Below are 22,015 nucleotides of genomic sequence, written 5' to 3'. Positions count from 1 at the left end.
TCTCCTTATTTCAGGCCGGTGTTGGCGATGCCTTGGATGAACTGTTTCTGGAGGACGAGGAAGAGCAGCACGATCGGGGTGACGACCGTGACAGCGCCGGCGAGCAGCAGGCCGTAGTTGGTGCCGTTGGCACCTACCGAGAAGAGCGCGAGGGCGACCGGCAACGTGTAGTGATCCTCGGTCTGGGCGATCACCAGCGGCCAGAGGAAGTTGTTCCACTGGGCGAGGAAGGTCAGGATCGCCAGCGTCGCGAGTGGTGGACGGCAGAGCGGAACGACGATCCTGAGAAAGATCCGGGCGTCACCGGCACCGTCGAGGCGGGCAGCTTCGACGAGTGAATCCGGAATGTCGTTGATGAACTGGCGCATGAGAAACACGCCGAGCGGTGTCACGACGAACGGCAGGATCAACCCGAGATAGGAGTTGCTCAGTCCCAGGTTGCTGACCAGGACGAACAGCGGAACGAAGGTGGTGACACCGGGGATGATCAGCATCGTCAGGACGAGGCCGAACAGGAGTCGTTTCCCGGCGAACTCCAGCTTCGCGAAGGCGTACCCCGCCATCGAACTGAAGAGCAGGTTCCCTACGACACAGCTCACGGCGACCAGCGTGCTGTTGACGAAGTACAGCGCGAAGTTCTGCTTCGACAGCAGCTGCTCGAAGTTCCCGAGTGTCGGCGAGCGGGGCAACCAGACGCTCGGGTTCGCGACGATCTCACCTGTCGGCTTGATCGACCCGAGGAACATCCAGGCGAACGGGGCCAGCGTGGCGACGAGGCCCAGTACGAGGGCGCCGTACAGCACGATCTGGGCGGGCCGGACTCGCCGCGCTGTGCGGAGCCCGGACGCGGTCACAACGGTACTCGCGGTCGTGGCGGTCATCTCATGCCTTCGATCGGAAGATCCGGAACTGGACGAAGCTGAGCAGCCCGATGGCCGCGACCAGCACGTACGACGCGGCAGACGCCATGCCGTAGTTGCCGAAGCCGAACTGCTCGTAGGCGTAGTAGCTGATCGAGGTCGTACTGCCCAACGGGCCACCGCTCGTCATCACGAACGGCTCCTCGAAGAACTGCAGATAGCCGATGCTCAGCAGTACGGCGACCACCAGGGTCGTCGGTCTGAGCAGCGGCAGCGTGACGTTGCGGAAGGACTGCCAGCGGGTCGCACCGTCGACGCGCGCGGCCTCGAGCAGGTCCGCCGGAATGGATTGGAGGCCGGCCAGGAAGATCACCATCGGGATGCCGAAGTGGCGCCAGACGGCCATCAGGATGAGCGCGGGCATGGACCAGTTCGGGTCGTTCAGCCAGTCCGGCCCGTGGAGTCCGACGACGGCAAGGACCGAGTTGATCATTCCGTCCGGCTCGTACAGGTACCTCCAAACCACCGCGATCGCGACGACGCTGGTGACGACCGGAGCGAAGTACCCGACCCGGAAGAATCCCTTCGCGCGCCGGATGCCGGAGTTGAGGGCGACTGCGATGGCCAGGGCGATGATCATCGTCAGCGGGATGCCCACGGCAACGAAGTACAGGGTGTTGACGGCGGCGCGGAGGAAGTTCGGGTCCGTGAAGAGCGCGGTGTAGTGCGCGAGGCCGACGAAGTTGACGCTGAACGGAGTCCGGATGTCCCGGGCCGTGATGTCGGTGACGCTCATCGACAGCGACGAGATGACCGGCCACAGACCGAAGGTGGCGAACAGGGCGACGAAGGGTGCGCAGAAGGTCCACGCGATCGCTGTACGCCGTACACGAGCGCTCATCGCTACTGTCCCGTTCCGATCGCGACCGCCCGCTTTTGGATCTCCTGCAACGCCTCCTCCGGCGACGAGACGCCCTTCGCGACCTTCTCGAACTCGGCATCCAGCACCGCGGTGACCTGACGCCAGGTAGTGGTGTTCGGTCCGGACTGCGCAGTCGTCAACTGCGTGCGGAAGACGGCCAAGGTCGGGTCGGTTGCGAGTTTGCCCTCGTCCCACGCCGATTGGACGGCCGGCAGGTCGCCGGAGATGTCGTACCACGACTTCTGCGCCTCAGGAGTGGCAAGCCAGCGGATGAACTTCCACGCGCCGTCGCGGTTCTTCGCCTCCTTGAACACCGACCACTGCCCGCCGCCGATGTAGCTGGCGTTGGACTTCGGCCCTGACGGCAGCGGCGCGATGCCCACCTTGTTCTTGACGAACGCCTCGCCGCCGGCCGACTTCAGCAGGCCCTCCTCCCACGGCCCGGAGATCAGCGCGGCAGTAGCGCCGGCGACGAACTGCGGCTCGATCTCTCCCAGGCTGACCGGGCCGTTCGGGCTCGACATCTTCGACGAGATGAACTGCCGGTAGAACTCGAGTCCCTTGCGCGCCTCGGGCGTGTCGAAGGTGAACTTCTTCCCGTCCGCACTCATCAACTCGGCTCCCGCCTGCCACAGGAACGGCACGACGGCCTGCCAGGTCGCGTTGGCCCCGGTGGGCAGCGAGAGTCCCCACCTGGAGCCCTGTTTCTGCAGAGCGGTGAGGAACGGGCCGTACTCGTCCCAGGTCTTCGGCGCGGGGACACCGGCGGCCTGCGCCAGATCCTTGCGGTAGAACAGCGAGCGCGTCTCGACGTACCACGGAACGCCGTACTCCGCCCCCTCGAACTTGGTGCTCTGGACGGCGCCGGGATAGAACGTGCTCTGGTCGACGAGGCCGTCCGGAACCTTCTCCAGCCCGCCCGTGGACGCGAACGCCGCGAGGTCCACCGCGCCGACCATGGTCGCGTCGGGAGTGTCTCCCGAGGCGATCGCCGTCTGCACCTTCTTGGCGTAGTCCTGCCAGGGCACCGCCGTCACCTCGACCTTCGCGTCGGGGTTGTCCTTGCTGAACTGAGCGGCCAACTTGGGCAGGGACTCGCCCTCGGTTCCCATCGCCCACACCGTGACGGTGCCGGTGGCGGGCTTGGTGTCGACGGCGGCGCCGGCCGCAGCCTGCGCCGATCCGGTGTCGGACCGACCGCAGCCGGCCATCAGCAGTGCGACGGCCATGCCGCCCACCAGTGTCTTCGCAACGCTTGAGCTGAACATCGAGGTCCTGCCTCCTCTCGCCCGGGTCGAAGCGAGGCCGCTTCTTCCGTACGTCGTGTGGGTGAGCAGGACAGTAGCGCGAAAACAGAACACATGCCATACTTTCGATCACATGAATTTAGCTGCGCATAGGCTTGGTGCCATGAGCGAGGAGACAGTGAGTCGACCGGGCACCCGGCGTGGGCCGTACGCGAAGACGGCACGCCGCCGGGCCGAGATCGTCGCGTCCGCGACCTTGGTCTTCTCGTCCCGCGGATACCGCGGCGGATCGCTGCGGGAGATCGCGAAGCAGCTCGACATGAGTCTGACCGCGGTCGTCCATCACTTCCCGAGCAAGAGCGAGCTCCTCGTCGCGGTCCTCGAGAACGCCGACTCCGCACACGCCGACTCGTTCCAGGCCGACAGCAGGAACGAGGGCGTGGCGTACGCAGTACTGCAGTACGTACACCGGAACGTCAACCGGCCAGAGATGCTGCGCTTGCTGGCGCTCATGGCCGCGGAGTCTTCAGCGCCGGACCACCCGGCGCACGAGTGGTTCCGTCACCGGTACGAGCTCACGATCGGGTCGCTCGCGATCGCCGTCCGCAGAGACCAGCAGGAGGGACGTATCTCCAACGATCGCGATTCGTACGGTATCGCGGAATCCCTGGTGGCCCTCTGGGACGGACTGCAACTCCAATGGCTCATCGACCCACGCCGAGACATCGTCGCGGCAATGACTGCAGCGCTTGCAGACCTCCTCGGATCACAAGCCCTGCGCGGCGCGAGGCACGTCGGCGAACTCTGACTCCGCTACTTGGCTTCCTGGTCCGTGATCAGTGCGAGCACGTTCTGGCGACGTTCGGCCAGCAGCCGCAGGCCTTCCTCGGCAGTCGCGCTGACCTGCGCCGGGCTGGCTTGCTCGGGGCCGAGCAGTGCGGTTACGGCGGCGGCCACGACCTTGTCAGGGGGAGTCGACGGTGACGCTTCGCAGCGCAGGCGCGCGAGTGGCGGTCTCGAGAAACCCAGTCGTCATCGCTTGCAGGGCGTAGGCCTGGTCCTCTACGGGCCAGTCGGTTCGCGCGAGTGCATGCCTACGCCACACGGGGAGGACGGTGTACATGAGCGCCGCAGGTCCGAGCATGTCGAGGAGGTCCATGCTGCGCGGGTGCGTGGCGAGCGCGCCCAGAACGTCGGCGTCGCCGAGCTGCACGGCCCGCACGAACGGGTTGTCCAGGGCGCTGTGGACAACGTGCGGGCAGAGCCGGTGCGGGCGGGCGAGCTCGGGGTCGGCGTCCAGCGCGTGGATCTCGCGGTCCAGGACGGCCAGGAAGTCCCGGGCGACCAGTCCGAACAGCAGGTCGTCCTTGGCACCCCAGTACAGGTACGCCGTGCCCTTGCCGACGTGCGCTCGTTCCGCGATGTCGGCGACGGTCAGACCCTTGACTCCGCGTTTGAGGACGAGTTCCCTCGCCGCGGTGAGGATCCGGGTAGCCGTGCTCGTGTCAGGCGAGAGCGATGTCATGATCCTTGAGTCTTCCAGCCTTGTCGCGGCTCCGTAGCTGTCGCAGTAGCGATGTGAAGACGGGCATTCGCAGTCCTGTGGTCATGACTTTGCGGAGCGCGAGCTCGGAAGCGGTGGCTGGGACGAAGAAGGTGCGCTGCTGGATTCCGTTGCGCTGGAAGACGTCCAGATTGGGTCGCAAGATCCGCTCCCATTCGGCCAGCGCCTGCTCCACATCCCCAGAATGGCGGTCCAGCATCGTGCCGAGCAGGTCGGCGCCGGACATCGTCGGCGGTCTCGAGCGCGTCAAGTACCTCGCCAAGAGTTCGGCCTGCCGGTTCGGGCCCGAAAGCGGCGCGCACCCGCTGACCCGGTGGTTGGGTGAACTCCGCGTCGACGTCGCTGGCGTGGTAGTTCAGCAGCACCGTCGGAGTGCTGCCGGCTCGGGGGATTCAGACATCCCGCGCACGGATGACGAGGATCGCGGCGGCGATCACGGCTACGACCCAAGCCGCGAGTACGGCGACTCCGGCGCCTGCGCTGAGCGTGCTGCTGCCAGCGGTGTCGACTGCGGTGAAGGAGGAAGCGGCGGAGCTGGGGAGGAACTTCAGGATCTTGTCCCAGCTGTCGGGCAGCAGTGCGCCGGCCAGTGTGGGGAGGATCAGGATGCCGCCGACGACGGTGCCGATGCTGCCGGCGACGCTGCGCAGCATGCTGCCGAGACCCAGGCCGAGCAGTGCGATCGCGGTCAGATAGCCCGCCATGCCGAGAAGCGACGTGAGGACACCGTCGTCGGTGAGGGCCGCGGTGGCCGAGTCGTTGGCGGACAGGATGCCCATGCCTGCGGCGTAGGCGCCCGTGACCGAGACGAGGGCGGTCGGGACCACGACGGCGGCGAGTGCGACGGTCTTGGCGATGACGACCTGCCAGCGCCTGGGAACGGTGGCGACCGTAGCGGTGATCATGCGGGAGCTGTACTCGCGGGCACCGGCGAGGCTTCCGAGCACCCCGATCAGCAGCACTGCGAAGTTGGCGCCGGTCAGGACGGTTGCGAGCGGGCCTTCGCCGGCGAACGGTCCGCCCCCGCCGCCGTTCTGCGGGCCTGTGACGGAGCCGGTGGACATGGCCGCGGCGAGTGCACCGAACCCGATCATGATGGTGACGATGGAGGCCATGCCGATCCAGGTGCTGCGCAGGGTGCGGATCTTGATCCACTCCGCGCGGATGGCGCGGCCGAGTGTCTGGCGGTGAGTGGTGGTAGCCGCTGTGTGGACGGCGCGAGCCGGCCGTTCGAGCGTGGTGGTCATCAGGCTGCCTTCCTGGTGGTGCCGATGTATTCGACGCTGTCGTGGGTGAGCTCGAGATAGGCCGACTCGAGTGAGGCGGTGACCGGGGTGAGCTCGTGGACGCGGAGGTGGTGCGCGGTCGCGATGTCGCCGATCTCGGGGGCGGTCAGGCCGCGGACCTCGAACCGGCCGGGTTCGCGGGTGGTCAGAGTGACGCCGTCGCCGGCGAGGAGGGGCGCCAGGGCGCCGGCATCGGGGGATACCACGACCACCGCGCCGCCGCCTCCGGACTCCTCGATGAAGTCCTGGATCGAGCTGTCGGCGAGGATGCGGCCCTGGCCGATGACGAGCAGGTGGTCGGCGACGAGCTGCATCTCGGTCATCAGGTGGGAGGACAGCAGCACGGTGCGGCCCTCCTCGGCGAGCTCGCGGAGCAGGTCGCGGATCCATTGGATGCCGTCGAGGTCGAGGCCGTTCACGGGCTCGTCGAGCAGCAGGACGGCCGGGTCGGCGAGGAGCGCGGCGGCGATGCCGAGGCGTTGCCCCATTCCGAGAGAGAACGACTTCGCCGGATCGTGGGCCACCTCGGTCAGCCCTACCGACGCGAGTACCTCGTCGACCCGGCGCTTGCCGATGCCGACGGTGGCGCCGAGGGCAAGGAGGTGGTTGCGGGCGCTGCGGCCGCCGTCGACCGCCTTGGCGTCGAGGAGGGCGCCGACCTCGGCCAGCGGCGCACGGGCCGCGGCGTACGGGTGCCCGTTGACGAGTGCGGTCCCGGAGGTCGGCCGATCCAGGCCGACGATCATGCGCATCGTTGTCGACTTGCCGGCGCCGTTGGGGCCGAGGAAGCCGGTGACGATGCCCGGCCGGACGGTGGCGGTGATGCCGTCGACGGCGGTTTTGTCGCCGTACTTCTTGGTAAGTCGTTCCAGTTCGATCATGTCTTCAACGGTGCGGCACACCAGGGCTGGTCCGCGTCGTCCTGCCGTGGACACTTCCGCGCGCAGCCGTACAGCGTTCACAGTAGGCGGCACGGCACGGCGTACCACGGCAGGACGACGACGTGAACGCGTGCGAGCGTTTACCTTGACGGTATGGATGCGGCGACCGTCAGGCGGTGGGTGGGATGCCATCCCGTGCTCCTGGACGTTGTCCTGGCCTGCGCTGTGGTGGCCGGGGGAGTGGCCGGCGAGTTGAGCGGGATGCGTGGCGAGACCGACGGCGTCATCACTACTCGTGACGTGCTGGCACTGATCGTCGCTCTGTTAGCCGTCCTCCTGCGGCGAGTGCGGCCGCGCGTGGTCCTGCTGGCCACAGCGGTTGCGGCGGCGGTGCTCCTGGGGGTGACGGACGTCCGGCTGCCGGTGCTCTTCGTCGCTCTGGTGATCGTCACGTTCACGATGGCGTCGCGCACCGATCGCCGCTCGGCGTTCCTGATGGCCGGCACGATCGCGCTCGGCCTGTACTTCGTCGTCGCGTTCAGCAGCACGGGGTCCGCCTGGTCCCAGGAAAGCTTAGGGCTGATCGCGTGGCTTGGTATGGCCACCGCGGCCGGAGACGCCATCCGCAGCCGCCGCGCGTACGTCGCCGCGGTGGAGGAGCGCGCCGAACGCGCGGAGCAGACCCGCGAGGAGGAGGCCGCACGCCGCGTCGTTCAGGAACGGGTGCGGATCGCGCGCGAGCTGCACGATGTGGTCGCCCACCACATCGCGGTCATCAACGTGCAAGCCGGTGCCGCCAGCCACATCCTGCATCGACAGCCTCAGCAGGCCGACCGGGCCCTCACCCACATCCGCGCCGCCTGCGACACCGTACTCACCGAGCTCGCCTCGATCGTCGGCGTACTGCGCGAGACCGACGACCCTGACCCGGTCACCGAACCCTTGCGCGGGCTGTCCCGCCTGACCGACATGCTCGACGCGCTCGCCGCCGCGGGGCTCACGGTCGAGCGCAAGCAGATCGGGCAGGCACGAGAACTCCCCGCCGTTGTCGACCTCGCCGCGTACCGCATCCTGCAGGAAGCGCTCACCAATGCACACAAGTACGGCACCGGCACCGCATGCCTCACTGTCACCTACACCGTCGATGGCGTCACGCTCGACGTCGTCAACCCGATTGCCACCGGCAACGTTCCCGGCCGATCCGGATACGGGATCCTCGGCATGAAGGAACGCGCCGCGTCCGCCGGCGGTACCCTCGACGCACACCCACGGCAGGACGGCCGATTCCTCCTGCATGCCGACCTGCCGGCCCCCGTACCGATAGGCGGAGTATGACCATCCGCGTGTTGCTGGCCGACGACCAGGCCCTCATCCGCGCCGGCTACAAGATGATCCTCGACTCCGAACCCGATCTCGAAGTCGTCGGCGAGGCAGTCAACGGCCGCGAGGCCCTCAACCTGGCCCGCACCACCCGCGCCGACGTCGTGCTGATGGACATCCGGATGCCCGAGATGGACGGTATCGAAGCCACCCGCCGGATCGCTGCCGACGAGGACCTGGCCGGCGTACGGATCTTGGTTCTGACAACGTTCGAGAACGACGAGAACGTCCTCCACGCGGTTCGGGCAGGCGCCAGCGGCTTTCTCGGCAAGAACGTCGGGCCGGACGAACTCCTCCACGCCGTCCGCGTGGTCGCCACCGGCGACGCCTTCCTCTCGCCGAAGGCCACTCGAGGACTCGTCCAGCACGTTCTCGAGCAGCCTGAGGCGGTCACCGAGCCGGCCGCAGCCCTCGACCAGTTGACCGACCGGGAACGCGAGGTCGTCGTCCTCGTCGCCCATGGCCTGTCGAACGAGGACATCGCCGAGCGCCTCTACCTGTCTCCGTTGACCGCGAAGACCCATGTCAACCGAGCCATGACCAAGCTCTCCGTCCGCGACCGAGCCCAACTCGTCGTCATCGCCTACCAGAACGGCCTCATCCGCCCCGGCCAAACCCCGCCGTGACCCGCACCGGGATGAGCCGGCACCGCTCGTCACGATGCTGCTCTCAAGGAAAGCGCGAGACGGGAGGTCAGGCGAGGTTGCGCGAGCGTACTCGATTGGGCTGTCGACAACAGGGCGGGGCGGGCCCGTCATGACCGAACCTGATACTCGCGCTGTGAAATGAAGGACCTCGATCATCGGCAAGGCCGACCCGAGGTCAGCCTTTGATGCCCGTCAGGGTCACGCCTTCCACGAAGTACCGCTGGAGGACGAAGAAGATCAGGATGATGGGCAGGATGACGACCAGGGAGGCGGCCATCAGGAAGCCCCACTGGGCGGTGTAGGTGGACTGGAAGCCGGCGAGGCCGAGTGCGAGTGTGAACTTGTCGTCGGAGGTCAGGTAGAGCAGCGGGCCGAGGAAGTCGTTCCAGACTCCGATGAAGGTGAAGATCACCACGACCACGACGACTGGTTTCGACAGCGGCATGATGACGCCCCAGAACACCTTCCACGGATTCGCGCCGTCGATGTAGGCCGCCTCGTCGAGTTCGTACGGGATGGTCAGGAAGAACTGGCGGAACAGGAAGATGTTGAACACCCCGCCGCCGGCGCCCGCGAACCAGGCGGGCACGGTGAGCGGGACGAACGTGTCGAGTGCGCCGACGGAACCCCACATCACGAAGGTGGGGATGAGCGTCACGGCGTACGGCAGCATCACTCCGGTCAGCAGCAGCCCGAAGATCAGGTTGCGCCCGCGCCAGCGAAGCCGGGAGAAGGCGAACGCCGCCAGCGCGCAGGTCAGCACGGTGCCGGTGACGACCAGGACCTCGATGATCATGGTGTTCAGGAAGTAGCGCGCGAACGGTTGTGAGCCGAGTGCCCCGCTGAAGTTCGACCAGGCGAACGGTTTCGGGATCCATTCCGGTGGTGACACGAAGATCTGGTTGTCGTCCATCAGTGCGCTGCGCACCAGCCAGACGAACGGCATCAGCATCACGAGCGCGCCGGCGCCCAGCAACACCCAGATGCCGGTACGGCGGATCACGCTCATCGGGCTGCTCCCATCTCGTAGTACACCCATCGCCTCGCGTTCCGGAACAGCAACACGGTGATCACGAGCACGATGACGAACAGCACCCAGGCCAGCGCACTGGCGTACCCGATCTCGCTGTCGGTGAAGGCCTTCGTGTAGAGGTAGTAGATGTAGAACTCGGTCGCGTTGTTGGGTCCGCCCTGCGTCATGATGTACGCCTGGTTGAACACCTGGAACGTTCCGATCACCCCGGTCACCAGGTTGTAGAAGATGACCGGTGTCATGAACGGCAACGTCACGTGCCGGAACCGGGCCCACGTCCCGCCGCCGTCGATCGCGACCGCCTCGTACAGTTGCCGCGGCACGCCCTGCAGCCCGGCGAGGAAGATCACCATCGTGTTGCCGAAGCCCCAGACGCTCATCAGGATCAGCGAGGGTACGGCGCTCTTCTCGCCGTAGATCCAGCTCGACTCCGGCAACCCGGCCTGTCTCAGCATGCTGTTGAGCAGCCCGAAGTCCGGGTTGAAGATCCAGATCCACAGCACCGAACTGGCGACTGCCGGCACCAGCGTCGGCAGGTAGTAGATCGTCCGCCACAACGACCGGCCGCGGATGCCCTGGTTGACGAGGATCGCGATGACGAAGCCGACCAGGAGGGTCAGCGGTACGACGCCGAGCGTGTAGTAGGTGGTGACGTTCAACGACTTCCAGAACAGGTGGTCGTGGGCCAGCCGGTCGTAGTTGCCCAGGCCGATGAACCGGGCCGGTCCGCCGATCCGCCAGTCGGTCAGGCTGAAGACCGCGGAGGCGATCATCGGCCCGATCGTGAAGATCAGGAAGCCGAGGATCGCCGGTGCCGCGAGCAACAGTCCCCAGCGGGCCTCGGTTCGTCCGAGCCGGTCCCGGCGGCCCGGACGAACCGGCGATCGGTGCTCCGCCGGCGGCGAGGCCTTCGTCGTCCGGGTTGCCGTGCTCATCAGTTGCCGTCGGTGGGGTAGGTGCCCTTCAGGAGGCCACCGTTCAGCTTCGCGGCGAGGGGCTTGAGGACTTCGGCGGCCGGGGTCTTGCCTTGCTGGATGACCTGGATCGCGGGCGTCAGCACCTTGTCGATCGCCTCGATGTTGCGCAGCTTCTGGTAGAAGTACGGCGCCGAGTTGTGCACCGTGTAGTCGATCGCCGCGGTCTTGTACTCGGGCGGGTGCGCGTCGTTCTTGGTCCACACGTCGATGTCCTTCGGGTCGGTGTAGTACCGCTTCTCCAACGGCATCCACAGGCCCGTGCTGAACAGGTCGACCTTCGTCGGGTTGTCGTGGAACAGGTACAGCTCGACCGCTTCCTCCTCGTGTTTGGTCGAGGAGAAGATCGCCGTCGCACCGCCGAGCGTGATCGTCATCGGCTTGGCGTACTTCGGCAGGACCCCCATCCCGAACTCGAGCTTGCCCTGCGCCAGGTCGAGCAACGTCCACTGCCCGTCGATGACCATCGCCACGCGGCGGGTCTTCAGCTGCACTGTCGTACTCGGCGCGTTGTTGCCGAGCTGTGCCGGCGTCGGCGCCACGCGGTGCTGGTACATCAGGTCCGCGAGGTTCTGGAACACCTCGATCGCCTCGGGGGTGTCCAGCATGCTCTTGTGCCCGGTCTCATCGGCGAAGTCGATGCCCCGGCTGAGCAGCAGTGGATGCCAGACGATCGGACTCATCGCGGCGGAGACGCCGTACTGCCGGATCCGCTTCGGGTCGAAGCCGTCCTGATCGGGGTGCTTGCCGTTCTGGTCGACGGTGAGTTTGTAGGCGTTCTGGACGAAGGTGTCCCAGCTCCATGCCTTGTCGGCCTCGGCCGGTGGTGTCTCGATACCGGCGTCCTGCAGAGCGGGCTTGCTGTACCAGAGCGCCATGATCTCGTTCGCGCTCTGCGTGCCGTACGTCTTGCCCTTGTCCCACCAGAAGTAGGTACCGGGCAGGCGGTTGGCCAGGTCCGGGTACTTGTCGAAATACGGGAACAGATTGACCAGCTTGCCCTGCTCGGCGAGCCGGTACCCCATCGGCGACTGCATGTAGCACAGGTCCGGCTGGCGATTGCTGGCCACCAGCGCGTTCAGCTTGGTGTCGTAGTCGGCCGGGGTGAAGACGGGCTTGACTGTGACACCGGACTTCTCCTTCTCGAAGTCCTTCAGCATGCCCGCGATCGCCTTCTGCTCGGCCGTCGAGCCCCAGAACATGAACTGCAACTGCTTGGCGTCTCCGCTGCCGCCGGAGCCGGTGTCGCCGAGCGACTTGCCGCTGCAGGCCGACAGTCCGGCGCCCAGGGCGGTCAGCCCGCCGAGCTGGAGCAGCCGGCGACGGCCGATGGATGATGACGGTGCTGCCATGGGTTTCTCCTCAGCTGAACTCGTGGACGTCGACACGGGTGCCGCGCTCGAACGAGGCGATCGCGGTCTGCGCGAGCTGCAGCGCCCGACGGCCCGCGGAGGCGTGCACGGGTGGCGGGTCACCCGCCCGGAGCGCGCTGACCACCCGGTCGACATGACGGTCGAACGTCGAGTGGAAAGAACGCATTTCATCGTTGAAATAGCCGGCCTGCCAAACAGACGCGGTGTCGTCACCGGCCCGGCTCAGGGTGAGCTGCCGGACCGTGTCGTGGATGGTCGCGCGGCCTGTGGTGCCGTTGACCTCGATCAGTTGGCTGTCGGGATAGGCGTACGACGAGTCGTAGGTCCCGAGAATGGTGCCCACGGCCCCTGACTCGAAGGCGAGCGCGAGGGCGACGGTGCTGTACGCGCCGCAGGTCTTGTTCGTCATCTGCGCGGCGACCGAGGTGATCGGGCCGCCCAGGTGCTCGAGCATGTCGAAGCCGTGGCACTGGGTCTCGATGAGGTTCGCATGCGGGGAGTTGCCGTAGTTCGCCTCACCGCCGAAGCGCCAGGTGAGGAACAGCAGGTCACCGAGCGCGCCGTCCTGGATCGCCTGCCGGGCGCGCAGCACGGGCTCGGCGTACCGGTGGTTGAAGTTGATGCCGAAGAAGATGCCGCGGTCCTCGGCCCGGCGCAGCAGGTCGTCGGCCTCGGCCAGGTCGAAGACGAGCGGCTTCTCGACCAGCAGGTCGACGCCCGCGTCGATCAGCGTGCGGGTCGGTTCGAAATGTCCTTCGTTCGGGAGGCAGACGCTGACCAGGTCCGGACTCGTCTCCTTCACCATGGTCAGCAGATCCGTGTACGGCGTGGTGCCGAACTCGGCCGCCCGCCGTGCGGCGGACTCCGGCGTCCGGGCGGCGATGGCGACCAGATCGCAGTCCGGCCGTCCGACGAAGATCCGGGCGTGCTCGCGGCCCCATCCGCCGGCGCCGACGATCGCGACTCGCAGCGTCATGCGCCGGCCTCCTGCGTGACGACGACCTTGCCGGTCTCGCCGGAGAAGAACAGCCGGAACGCCTCGTCGAGATCGCCGACCGGCATCCGGTGCGTGACGACCTTGCCGATGTAGTCCTGGTGGCGTTCGAGGAGCTCGAGGTTCTCCGGGAGTTCGTCGTACCGGAAGTACTCGCTGCCGACGATCGCGCGTTCGGGGGCGATCAGGTCGCGCGACACGTCGATGGACAGGCCTTCGCCGTGGCCGACGCAGATCAGGCCGCCGCGTTTGCCGCTGGCCCTCAGTGCGAGTTCACGGGCGGCCTGTTTTCCGGACGAGTCGAAGCTCATGTCGGGGGAGGTGCCGAGGATCGCCTCGCTGTCGCCGGCGTCGAACGTCACGCCGCCGAGGCTCTCGGCGAACTTGCGCCGCCAGGCGCTGACGTCGGACAGGTAGACGGGGAAGTCCGCGCCGAACCGGACCTTGGCCATCACCAGCAGGCCCAGCCCGATCGGCCCCGCGCCCGCGACGAAGATGCTCTCGATGTCCGGGCGGATCGCCCGGGCCCGGGCGAGGGCGTGCGAGCTCGTGCCCATCACGTCCAGCAGCATCGTCGCGGTGCCGAGGTCGAGGTTGTTGCCGATAGCAAAGAAATTCGTCTCGTGCACCACGGCGTACGGGCCGTAGCCGCCGTCGGTGTTCTGGCCGACGTCACCGCGCTTGGCGAAACACTGGTTGGTCGCACCGGCCCGGCAGCTGCGGCAGCCCCCGCAGTAGTCCATCAGGTAGACGACACCACGGCTGCCAGGCTCGGTCGTCGTACCGGGACCGGCGTCGACGACGACACCGGCCGCCTCGTGCCCCGGGACGATCGGGCTGCCGTCGTAGTACTCGTGCCGGTCCGTCCCGCAGATGGCGTTCGCGGCGATCCGGAGCCGGAGCTCACCGGGGCCCGGTTCGCGGTACTCGTGATCGGCCCATTCGATGAGGGCGCCTCCCCGGAAGCGGGGAACGACAGCGGAAACGGGCACACCGGACTCCTTCACTCGACAGTGTGAGAGGCCGCCGAAACATCGCGGCAACATGTTTCCTGACTGTATGGGTGTGCGACTTGCTGGTCAAGAGCCGACCTCAGGCCCGCCACGGAAATCGGGTCACCGGTCGGGTATGGTTGTTTCCGGAAACAGCGATCAGGGAGGGAATGCTTGAGTCAGGAGCGTCGAGCCACGGTGCGGGACGTCGCGGCACGGGCAGGGGTCTCGCCCGGCACCGTGTCGAAGGCGCTGAACGGGACCGGTCAGATCAGCGACGCCACCCGGGAGCGGATCCGGGCCGCCGCGGAGGAGATCGACTTCCGGCCGAACGCCCTGGCCCGGAGTGTGTTCGAGCGGCGCAGCTACACGGTCGGCATGATCACGACGGACAGTTTCGAGCGGTTCAGCGTGCCGGTCATGCTCGGCGCCGAGGACGCGCTCGGGGCCGGCCAGATCTCGGTGTTCCTGTGCGACGGCCGTGGTGACCCGATCCGGGAGCAGCACTATGTCGACGTGTTGCTCGGCCGCCGGGTCGACGGCTTCATCGTGACCGGCCGCAGCTCGAACCGCCGGCCGCGGCTGATGGGCGCCGGTGACGTACCTGTTGTCTACGCGCTGACGCCGTCGGAGAACGAGTCGGACTGTTCCGTCGTCGTCGACGACGTCGCGTCGGGACGCCTCGCGGCGGAGCACCTGCTGCGGATCGGCCGGACGCGGATCGCCCACGTCACCGGCCCCCAGCACTTCGACGCCGCACGGTGCAGGCACGAGGGTTTCGTCTCCGCGCTGGCCGAGGCCGGCAAGGAGCTGACGGGATCGGCGATGTACGGCGGCTGGACCGAGGCGTGGGGGCGGCAGGCGACGCACATCCTGTTCCGCGCGCACCCGGACATCGACGCGATCCACTACGGCAGCGACCTGCTCGCCCGCGGTGGCGCGGACGCCCTGCGCGAACTGAGCCGGCGGATCCCCGAGGACGTCGCGATCGTCGGCACGGACAACTGGGAGATCATCGCCGAGGGCGCCCGTCCGCCGCTCACCTCGGTCGACCTCCGGCTGACCGACGTCGGCCGGGTGGCCGCCCAACGGTTGCTGGACGCAATCGAAGGGCGGCCGCACTCGGGCACGGAGATCGTGCCCTGCCAGCTGGTGGTGCGGACGTCGACCGACGGGAACGCCGGCTGATCAGGCGAGGGGCAACCAGACCTTCATCGGGCCGATGTCATGGTTCGCCCACCGGTAGTAGGGCAGTGCGGTGAGCTGTACGGCGTCGCCGAGCTCGGCGGGGTGATCGTCGTACAGGTCCGTCGATGCCTTCTGGGTCGCGCCTGTCCCGGCGATCAGCGGCGGTCCGTCCGTGGACGGGATCTCGGTGAGGACAGTGCTGGTCAGGACGAGGTCGTCGACGACGACGCCGTCGGGTTGGTCGACGTGTTCGACGGTGTACAGCAGCGGACCGCGGCAGATCGCCACCGAGCCGCGGATCCCCTCGACGCGCGGATGGCCGTGCACCAGGCGGGGTGTCATAGGGAGGTCCAGGAGCAGACGGTCGCCGGGCTCCCAGACCCTGTTGAAGGTGATGTAGCTGCCCTCGAGAGCGGCGTGTGTCTCGCCGTTGACCGTGATCTCCGCGCCGTGTGCCCAGCCGGGGACCCGCAGCGAGATCGCCTTGGGCTCTGTGGACGCCTGGTCGACCGTGACCGAGACCCGGCCGTTGAACGGGTAGTCGGTGGCCACGATCAGCCGGAGGCCGGCGCCTTCGATCGAGCCCGCGCCGTACTGGTGAATCTGCAGTCCGCGTTCGGTTTCCGTTGCGACGTAGTGCTGGAGCGACGCGAACGTTCGCATCAGGTTCGTCGGGCAGCAGCTCGTCCCGAACCACGTCTGCCGGCCGTTGCTCGGAGCGCGGCTGTCGGCGTCCTCCGCGCCGGCGCGGACCTGAAGGGCGTTGACGTAGAAGTACTTCGATCGGTCGAGTGAGACGCCCGGCAGTACGGCGTTGTAGAGCTGCCACTCGATGAGATCGGCGTACCGCGCCTTGCCCGTTGCCAGTAGCAACCGCCAGGTCCACTGGATGCTCGCGATCGCGGCGCACGTCTCGCCGTACGCGACGTCGGACGGCAGCTCGTACGGGTTGCCGAACGCCTCGCCGTCCCACCGGCTGCCGAGGCCACCGTTCACGTACATCTTGGTCTGCACCATATTGGTCCACTGCGTTTCGAGAGCCTCGAGCAACTCGGTGTCCCCGGTCTCGATCGCCACGTCGGTCGCGCCGCCGGCCAGGTAGACCGCGCGTACGGCGTGCCCTTCCGGAGCCGTGGTCTCGCGAACGGGCACCCGGTCGGACAGGTAAGCGGCGCGCTGCGCGTTGCCGGGCGCAAGGAGTTGACGCCCGTGCGCGTCGACGAAGTACTTCGCCTGGTCGAGATACCGCTGTTCGCCGGTGGATCGGTAGAGCTCGACCAGCGCGTACTCGGCGAGCGGGTGCCCGCAGAAACCTTCACGCTGGTCCGGCCCGGTGCCGAACTCGCGGTGCAGGTGGTCGGCCGCTTTCTTCGCCACGTCGAGCAGCGTGGTCAGTCCGGTCGCGCGGTACTGAGCCACCGCCGACTGGATCAGAGCGCCCATGTTGAAGATCTCGTGGTCGAAGTCGAGCCGGCCGTACCGTTCGTCCCGCTGACCCGACTGCACGAAGGTGCCGATGTACCCGTCGTCGGCCTGCGCGTCGGCGATCAACTCCGACCGCGCCGCCAGCCAGTCACGCAGCCGGGGGTCGTCACTGCGCGCCGCCTCCCAGGCGACGGCTTCAAGCCATTTGTACGCCTCACCGTCCTCGTAGTTCGGACCGTGGTACTCCACGCCCGTGAGCCCTTTGGCCACGTTGCGGTAGTTGTCCCACTGGTACTCCAGATGCTCGGCCCCCAACAGGATCGACACCGTGCCGTTACTGGCCTGCAGGTCACCGAGAAAGCTTCCGTCGAGTCGTACGGCGCGCAGCCCGAGCGGCCGCAACGCTGTCGCAGCCACCGGCGCCGCCGGTCCCATGTCCGTGGTCACGATCACCCATGCTGACAAAGCCGAGAAGTTTAGGCAACATGTTGCCGCCGATTTCCTTCGTCGGCAGTCCACACTGAACGCCTGGGAGGCGCAAGCGCGCGAACCCTTCGGTGACATCGGCCGCAGGCGCGACCCGGGGGTTGACGCGTAGACGGATCGAGGCTACGAGAGATGTCGAAGCTTGGTGCCTGAGATCGCGTTTGCTCGAGGAGGCGGCCGTAAGCGACCCGCTTGACGGCTACCTGGCGGTGCGGCGTCTGGTCGCGAAGTTGCAGATGCCCGACCGCTGCTTCGTCCGGCTGGCCAGCCGCCGCAAGCCGATCTTCGTGGACCTCACGAACCCGATGTCCGTGTCTGCCTTGGGTTCGGTCTCGTACCCGATGACGCTCGAGTGGGCGAAGGACGGGTCGTCCGGTGAGCTCTACCTGTTCGGGGCCCGGCTGGGCGCGGTGCCAGAGGTGATGATTCAGGCGCGCGGCCGGTCCGATCTCGAACCGCAGTACGGGTGATCCCGATGCTCGATGTGCGCATCCACGGCTGGGGCGGCCTGCCTGTCAGCTCTGGAGCGCCTCTGGTCTCTTGACGGGTACGACGGTGAGTAGGCCTTCGAGGCCCTTGAAATCGTCGGGGTTCGTTGTGAAGAGGGGGATGTCTTCGGCGACGGCGATCGAGGCGATCATCAGGTCGGCGATTCGGCGCCGAGGTTTTCGTCCTCCGCTGACGACGGCGGCGCAGACTCTGCCGTAGATGCGGGCGGCTTCGGTGTCGAAGGGGATGGGATCGAACTCGTTCTCCGCGCGTTGGAGAACGTCCATCCGCCGGGCACGCTCTGCGTGTTCGTCGTAGTGGTCCTGCTCGTCGTTGCCGCGGACCTCGTGCGGGCCTGCCGACAGCTCTGCGAGCGTGATGGCGCTGATCGCGATCTCGGACGGGAGCTCAGCAGGATCGATCCACTTGCGCAAGATCATGATGTTCGTGTCCAGGAGACCCTGCTGGTGCTCAGTGGGCATAGGGGTCGTCCAGGTGCTGGTCGGAGGTGGCGTCCTGGTCCGCGCGGAAGGTGTCGACGGAGATGTCGGGGGCGGTCCGGGACATGGCTGCGAACTCGGCCCGCGGAACGAAGCGTCGCCGGCGCCGCAGTGGGATCAGCTCGCCGATCCGGTGGCCGTCCCGCGTGACAGTGAAGGACTGCCCGCTCTGGACGGCGTCCATGATCTCCTTGGACTTGGTGCGCAAATCGCGCTGGGTGATCTCCGGCTGTCCGGTCATGGAACCAACGATAACCCTGCCGTGGCACATTGTGCTACCGGATAGCACATCGAGATCCGAGAAGGCCGTAGTGGCTGAAAGGAGGTGTGCTCGGCGAGCTGGACTGCCCAGAGGGTCCGTCCGCCAACGTGATGCTGGCGTAGTAATGCCGTAGGGCGTGCAGGCCGACGGTCCGGTCCTTCTTGTGGTGGCGACGACCCCGCGCGTCGTTCACCGGCGGCGGGAGCACCCCGGCCGCCACCAGAGCAGGCTTCCAGACTCCGTCCAAGGTCGCATGGAGCGCCGGGGATACCGCGGACGGCCGCCCTCTGGGCGGCCGTCGCGTTGTGGTGGCTGCGGTTCGAACGGGCTCAGGAGTCGTCGCTGAAGGTTCCGCCGAAGATGTCGGAGTTGCCGAACGTTGCCGGGCAGTCGTTGTTGGGTCCTGGGCGCAGTTCCGTCGAGTGCGTGGCCGGCAGTTCGGCCGCCGCCGCAGGGTCCTCCTTCTCGTCTCCCACGATGGGTTCGGTGGTGCCGGCCAGGACGTCCTCGACGAACGCCTGTCGGTAGGCGTTGATGGCGGGGCAGACGGCACCGTTGCGCATGTCGTTCCATACGGCGGAGCCGTAGTCCCGCGTTGCGACGGCGTAGTTGTAGTCGCCGAGGAACTCCGAGGTCAGGCTGTTGGCGCTTGACGCGCGCCCGTCGCCAACTGCGCCACGCAACAGTGTCGTGAACGCGCCGACGGTGTGGGCCGTGCCGGCGATGTCGGCGTGCCGTACCACGCCCAGCATCCGGCGTGGGGAGGTTGTGTCGTTGCGCCACGGGTCGAGCCACGCGTTGTAGACCAGCCACGCATCGGTGCCGTCGGGCGATATCGCCACCGCCGGGAAGTTGGCTCGGTCGCCGCCCTCGCTGACTACTACCTTGGCCGAGTACGTGCCGCCCCCATTGGTCGAGCTCACCAGGAAGCCTTTCTCGAGGTTGGTTCCCTGACTGTCGTCGGACCAGGTGAGCAGGATCTGGTCGGTGGCGTCTGCACCGGTCGGCGCACCGTTGGCGATGTCGAACGACGGGAAGGTGTTGGTCCGGGCGCCCGCGATGCCGTCGATCGTGAACCGGCCCTGCGCGGGGTCGAACTGCCCGATTCCGCCGAGTCCTGAGACCACGGCCCTGGGGCGCTCGAAATTCTGGCCACCGTTGAAGGACCGGGCCTGGAAGAAGACGCCCTGGCGCGTTCGGATGTCGGTGCCGATCCACACCACGTAGACCACGCCTTGGCTGTCGGTTCGGACGGCACAGCCCTGCCGTCCGCCGGTCTGGTTGTTGTTGGTTGCCGCGGACAGCTGGCGCGTGGTCCACGTGTCGCCGCCGTCGGTGGAACGAGCGAACAGCACCGGTTCAGCTCCGGCGGTCCCGCGGAACCCGACGTTGCAGACGTAGGCGTTGCCGAAGTGGGGGCTGGTCTCGGCGTTGTCGGCCCAGATCTGTTCCTTGTCGCTGAAGAGGGCCTGGTTCTGCCTGGTCACAACCACCGGGTCCATCCAGGCGTCGTTGTCACCGGCGATGGCGCCTGCCAGGTCGTCGGTGCGGGACACCGCGATGGCTGCATCGCCGGGAAAACCGGGATCGCCCGGGAAGTTGGTGGCGATGTTCGCGTAGTACAGCCGCTGCCCGTTGGTCCAGGAGAAGTTCCCTGAGGCGTCGGGAACGGGACCGAACACCAGCTCCGGGTCGCCGTTGGAGACCATGCCGTTGACGTCGTAGTTGGGCAGCGTGCCGATCGGCCCGTTGGGATCGGGCACGCAGCCGGTGTCGCCGACCGGGGGTTGGCCAGGCGCGACGTCGGGTGCGCCGAGGCAGGACGGTGTGACGCGCGCCGAGAAGCCGGTGTACGTCGGTTGCGTCCACGTGCGGCCGGAGTCGGTCGAGAACTGGACGCCGGACACGCCGACGCCTGGGGTGAACGGGCACGTGCGGTCATCGCCGGCGTTACACGCCTCCAGGTCGATGTTGTCGTTGGCTCCCGCTGCGAGAATCGCGGGGTTCACCGGATTCACAGCCAGACCCGGCTCGTTCTGCTTGTTCTGCGAGAACAGCTGGTCATTGCTACCGACAGTGACCTCCGTCGACCCGCCGGGTGTGATTGGCGCAGCCTGTGCCAGCGTTGGGAGAAGTAGTGCTGCGACTGCCGCGGCGACCGTCGCGGCGACGTTGATCCTGCGCATGACGCTCCTCACCTAGATGGATCGTTCTGCGCGGCGCGCCCGGGTGCCCGTCAGCACTGGTCGGGTGGTCGCAACCTCTCACTCTCGTCCGCTCGCGGCGCTCCCGCAAGGAGCTGAGCCGATCCAGAGACGCTGGGCAGCAGAAGCCGCCGGACACGGCCAGCGAGCGTTCAGCGGTCACTTCCTGTCATCGGCTGACCCGTAGTAGGAGCGGCATGCGTCAGTGCACCGCGACGCGGTGTTGTCGCCGGTCCGGCCGGGTCGGTTCGCCACCTACGACCAGCAACCTGTAACCCCGCGCGCGACGGTGCCAGGCGACCAGTGACGACTGCCGCAGTGCGGGTGAGCTAGTCGTCGTCTGTGTTGTCGTCTTGGGGTTGGATGCCGACGACGCCGGGTACGGCCGTGAGCGCGGTGACGAGGTCGCGCAGCGGTGCTTTGCCGCGGAACCGGGTGTTGACCGCGACGATGCGGTCGCCATCAGGCTTTTCGTCCAGCGATGTCGACAGGATCGCTGCGTGGAATCCCATGTCGGTCGCCGTCGCGAGAACGGTGCGCAGCACGCCTTCGCCGTCGTGGTACCGGACGGCGAGGACTCGGCGTCGGTCCGGTGTCGGCAGTGTGCGCCCAAGCGGCGCGAGCAAGAGAATCGTCACGAGATGCAGACCGGTGACCGCTGTCGCGACGACCGGCATGCCGGCGGCGCATGCCATGCCGACGCCTGCGGACACCCAGATCGTCGCGGCCGTGGTCAGTCCGCGGACGATGTCGCGGCGCGTGAAGATCACGCCGGCTCCGAGGAAGCCGATTCCTGAGACGATCTGCGCGGCGATGCGTGACGGGTCGACGACGACGTCGGTCCCGACCACGCCTGAGAATCCGTAGGCGGAGACGAGGGTGAAGACCGCGGAGCCCATGCCGACGAGTGTGTGGGTGCGCAGGCCCGCGGCCTTCTGGTGGTACTGGCGTTCAAGGCCGATGATCGCGCACAGCACGAAGGCGAGTCCGAGCAACTGAAGCTCGGTCGTCGTTGTTTCGGTCCAGGCCCATCCCATGCTCAACCCCTTCGCACTGTCTGCGTCGGAGCACCGCCGGAGACCGGAGTACGGCGCTGGATCCAGCCGGTGTGGGTGTGGTGAAGCAACGATGAACGTCGCATGCTCCCTCTTCTCGATCGGTTCTCGTAGTGGTAGCGTCCACGACTGGGACCGATCCCGGGACCGGTCCCAGTTTCGGACATTCCGAACCATATCTCGTCGGAAGGCACGAAGATGCGCCGTTTCAAACGCTCTCGCCGGCCCCTTGCCCTGGCAACGGTCGCAGCGG

General features: G+C 67.3%; 23 protein-coding genes. 5 read left to right on the top strand and 18 right to left on the bottom strand.

The window, feature by feature from the left end:
* Window positions 1-5: 5 nt before the first annotated feature.
* From ACLJOO_RS40015 to ACLJOO_RS40005, 3 genes are read right to left on the bottom strand one after another with little or no spacing between them, the layout of a single operon-like run.
* Entirely contained in the window at window positions 6-881 is an 876-nt protein-coding gene (locus tag ACLJOO_RS40015; RefSeq protein WP_410793262.1) for a carbohydrate ABC transporter permease, read from the bottom strand.
* Between the two features lies 1 nt (window position 882).
* Window positions 883-1,761 carry a carbohydrate ABC transporter permease gene (locus ACLJOO_RS40010; protein WP_410793260.1) on the bottom strand — a complete coding sequence of 293 codons (879 nt, stop codon included), beginning with the start codon at window positions 1,759-1,761 and terminating at the stop codon, window positions 883-885.
* 2 nt (window positions 1,762-1,763) lie between these two features.
* Complete coding sequence (locus ACLJOO_RS40005; protein ID WP_410793258.1) at window positions 1,764-3,050, bottom strand: sugar ABC transporter substrate-binding protein; 1,287 nt, start codon at window positions 3,048-3,050, stop codon at window positions 1,764-1,766.
* Between the two features lie 142 nt (window positions 3,051-3,192).
* Between ACLJOO_RS40005 and ACLJOO_RS40000 the strand changes: the two genes are divergently transcribed.
* On the top strand, window positions 3,193-3,837 hold the full coding sequence (locus ACLJOO_RS40000) for a TetR/AcrR family transcriptional regulator (RefSeq protein WP_410793256.1): 645 nt from the start codon (window positions 3,193-3,195) through the stop codon (window positions 3,835-3,837).
* 5 nt (window positions 3,838-3,842) lie between these two features.
* On the opposite strand, the gene ACLJOO_RS39995 is transcribed toward ACLJOO_RS40000, so the two are convergent.
* From ACLJOO_RS39995 to ACLJOO_RS39975, 5 genes are all read right to left on the bottom strand, one after another.
* Complete coding sequence (locus ACLJOO_RS39995; protein ID WP_410793254.1) at window positions 3,843-3,986, bottom strand: hypothetical protein; 144 nt, start codon at window positions 3,984-3,986, stop codon at window positions 3,843-3,845.
* 7 nt (window positions 3,987-3,993) lie between these two features.
* Window positions 3,994-4,554, bottom strand: a complete 561-nt coding sequence (locus ACLJOO_RS39990) for a TetR/AcrR family transcriptional regulator (RefSeq protein ID WP_410793253.1) — start codon at window positions 4,552-4,554, stop codon at window positions 3,994-3,996.
* A complete protein-coding gene (locus tag ACLJOO_RS39985; protein ID WP_410793251.1) occupies window positions 4,535-4,819 on the bottom strand; it encodes a hypothetical protein in 285 nt (94 codons plus the stop codon). Before ACLJOO_RS39985 ends, ACLJOO_RS39990 begins: the two co-directional genes overlap by 20 nt.
* Before the next feature lie 166 nt (window positions 4,820-4,985).
* Entirely contained in the window at window positions 4,986-5,840 is an 855-nt protein-coding gene (locus ACLJOO_RS39980) for a hypothetical protein (RefSeq protein WP_410793250.1), read from the bottom strand.
* Window positions 5,840-6,760, bottom strand: coding sequence for an ABC transporter ATP-binding protein (locus ACLJOO_RS39975; RefSeq protein WP_410793248.1), 921 nt, complete (start codon window positions 6,758-6,760; stop codon window positions 5,840-5,842). Before ACLJOO_RS39975 ends, ACLJOO_RS39980 begins: the two co-directional genes overlap by 1 nt.
* A gap of 195 nt (window positions 6,761-6,955) precedes the next feature.
* Between ACLJOO_RS39975 and ACLJOO_RS39970 the strand changes: the two genes are divergently transcribed.
* Both ACLJOO_RS39970 and ACLJOO_RS39965 read left to right on the top strand, forming a co-directional pair.
* The gene (locus ACLJOO_RS39970; RefSeq protein ID WP_410793246.1) at window positions 6,956-8,095 is read left to right on the top strand and encodes a sensor histidine kinase; all 1,140 of its coding nucleotides are present in this window, start codon (window positions 6,956-6,958) and stop codon (window positions 8,093-8,095) included.
* Window positions 8,092-8,766, top strand: coding sequence for a response regulator transcription factor (locus ACLJOO_RS39965; RefSeq protein ID WP_410793245.1), 675 nt, complete (start codon window positions 8,092-8,094; stop codon window positions 8,764-8,766). The genes ACLJOO_RS39970 and ACLJOO_RS39965 overlap by 4 nt, the downstream gene beginning before the upstream one ends.
* Before the next feature lie 196 nt (window positions 8,767-8,962).
* On the opposite strand, the gene ACLJOO_RS39960 is transcribed toward ACLJOO_RS39965, so the two are convergent.
* The 5 genes from ACLJOO_RS39960 to ACLJOO_RS39940 are packed head-to-tail and all read right to left on the bottom strand — an operon-like array spanning window position 8,963 to window position 14,153.
* On the bottom strand, window positions 8,963-9,796 hold the full coding sequence (locus tag ACLJOO_RS39960; protein WP_410793243.1) for a carbohydrate ABC transporter permease: 834 nt from the start codon (window positions 9,794-9,796) through the stop codon (window positions 8,963-8,965).
* Entirely contained in the window at window positions 9,793-10,755 is a 963-nt protein-coding gene (locus ACLJOO_RS39955) for a carbohydrate ABC transporter permease (RefSeq protein WP_410793242.1), read from the bottom strand. The genes ACLJOO_RS39960 and ACLJOO_RS39955 overlap by 4 nt, the downstream gene beginning before the upstream one ends.
* The gene (locus ACLJOO_RS39950) at window positions 10,755-12,146 is read right to left on the bottom strand and encodes an extracellular solute-binding protein (RefSeq protein ID WP_410793241.1); all 1,392 of its coding nucleotides are present in this window, start codon (window positions 12,144-12,146) and stop codon (window positions 10,755-10,757) included. The genes ACLJOO_RS39955 and ACLJOO_RS39950 overlap by 1 nt, the downstream gene beginning before the upstream one ends.
* A 10-nt stretch (window positions 12,147-12,156) precedes the next feature.
* A complete protein-coding gene (locus ACLJOO_RS39945; protein ID WP_410793240.1) occupies window positions 12,157-13,143 on the bottom strand; it encodes a Gfo/Idh/MocA family protein in 987 nt (328 codons plus the stop codon).
* Complete coding sequence (locus tag ACLJOO_RS39940; RefSeq protein WP_410793238.1) at window positions 13,140-14,153, bottom strand: alcohol dehydrogenase catalytic domain-containing protein; 1,014 nt, start codon at window positions 14,151-14,153, stop codon at window positions 13,140-13,142. The genes ACLJOO_RS39945 and ACLJOO_RS39940 overlap by 4 nt, the downstream gene beginning before the upstream one ends.
* Before the next feature lie 174 nt (window positions 14,154-14,327).
* Between ACLJOO_RS39940 and ACLJOO_RS39935 the strand changes: the two genes are divergently transcribed.
* Window positions 14,328-15,341 carry a LacI family DNA-binding transcriptional regulator gene (locus ACLJOO_RS39935; protein ID WP_410793236.1) on the top strand — a complete coding sequence of 338 codons (1,014 nt, stop codon included), beginning with the start codon at window positions 14,328-14,330 and terminating at the stop codon, window positions 15,339-15,341.
* On the opposite strand, the gene ACLJOO_RS39930 is transcribed toward ACLJOO_RS39935, so the two are convergent.
* Window positions 15,342-17,213 carry a glycoside hydrolase family 127 protein gene (locus ACLJOO_RS39930; protein WP_410793235.1) on the bottom strand — a complete coding sequence of 624 codons (1,872 nt, stop codon included), beginning with the start codon at window positions 17,211-17,213 and terminating at the stop codon, window positions 15,342-15,344. It abuts the gene before it with no gap.
* A 200-nt stretch (window positions 17,214-17,413) separates the two neighbouring features.
* Between ACLJOO_RS39930 and ACLJOO_RS39925 the strand changes: the two genes are divergently transcribed.
* On the top strand, window positions 17,414-17,722 hold the full coding sequence (locus tag ACLJOO_RS39925) for a hypothetical protein (protein WP_410793233.1): 309 nt from the start codon (window positions 17,414-17,416) through the stop codon (window positions 17,720-17,722).
* Window positions 17,723-17,767: 45 nt separating this feature from the next.
* Here the strand turns inward: ACLJOO_RS39925 and ACLJOO_RS39920 are convergent, their stop codons facing one another.
* From ACLJOO_RS39920 to ACLJOO_RS39905, 4 genes are all read right to left on the bottom strand, one after another.
* A complete protein-coding gene (locus ACLJOO_RS39920) occupies window positions 17,768-18,223 on the bottom strand; it encodes a type II toxin-antitoxin system VapC family toxin (RefSeq protein ID WP_410793231.1) in 456 nt (151 codons plus the stop codon).
* Window positions 18,213-18,482 carry a type II toxin-antitoxin system Phd/YefM family antitoxin gene (locus ACLJOO_RS39915; protein WP_410793229.1) on the bottom strand — a complete coding sequence of 90 codons (270 nt, stop codon included), beginning with the start codon at window positions 18,480-18,482 and terminating at the stop codon, window positions 18,213-18,215. The genes ACLJOO_RS39920 and ACLJOO_RS39915 overlap by 11 nt, the downstream gene beginning before the upstream one ends.
* 350 nt (window positions 18,483-18,832) lie before the next feature.
* On the bottom strand, window positions 18,833-20,689 hold the full coding sequence (locus ACLJOO_RS39910) for a hypothetical protein (protein WP_410793227.1): 1,857 nt from the start codon (window positions 20,687-20,689) through the stop codon (window positions 18,833-18,835).
* Between the two features lie 347 nt (window positions 20,690-21,036).
* Window positions 21,037-21,744, bottom strand: a complete 708-nt coding sequence (locus tag ACLJOO_RS39905) for an MgtC/SapB family protein (protein WP_410793225.1) — start codon at window positions 21,742-21,744, stop codon at window positions 21,037-21,039.
* Between the last annotated feature and the right edge of the window lie 271 nt (window positions 21,745-22,015).

The organism is Kribbella sp. C-35 (assembly GCF_046549195.1).
In the GTDB taxonomy this organism is placed as follows: domain Bacteria; phylum Actinomycetota; class Actinomycetes; order Propionibacteriales; family Kribbellaceae; genus Kribbella.
Note: the sequence above shows the minus strand (reverse complement) of the source record. Positions and strands in the feature narration are given on the sequence as shown.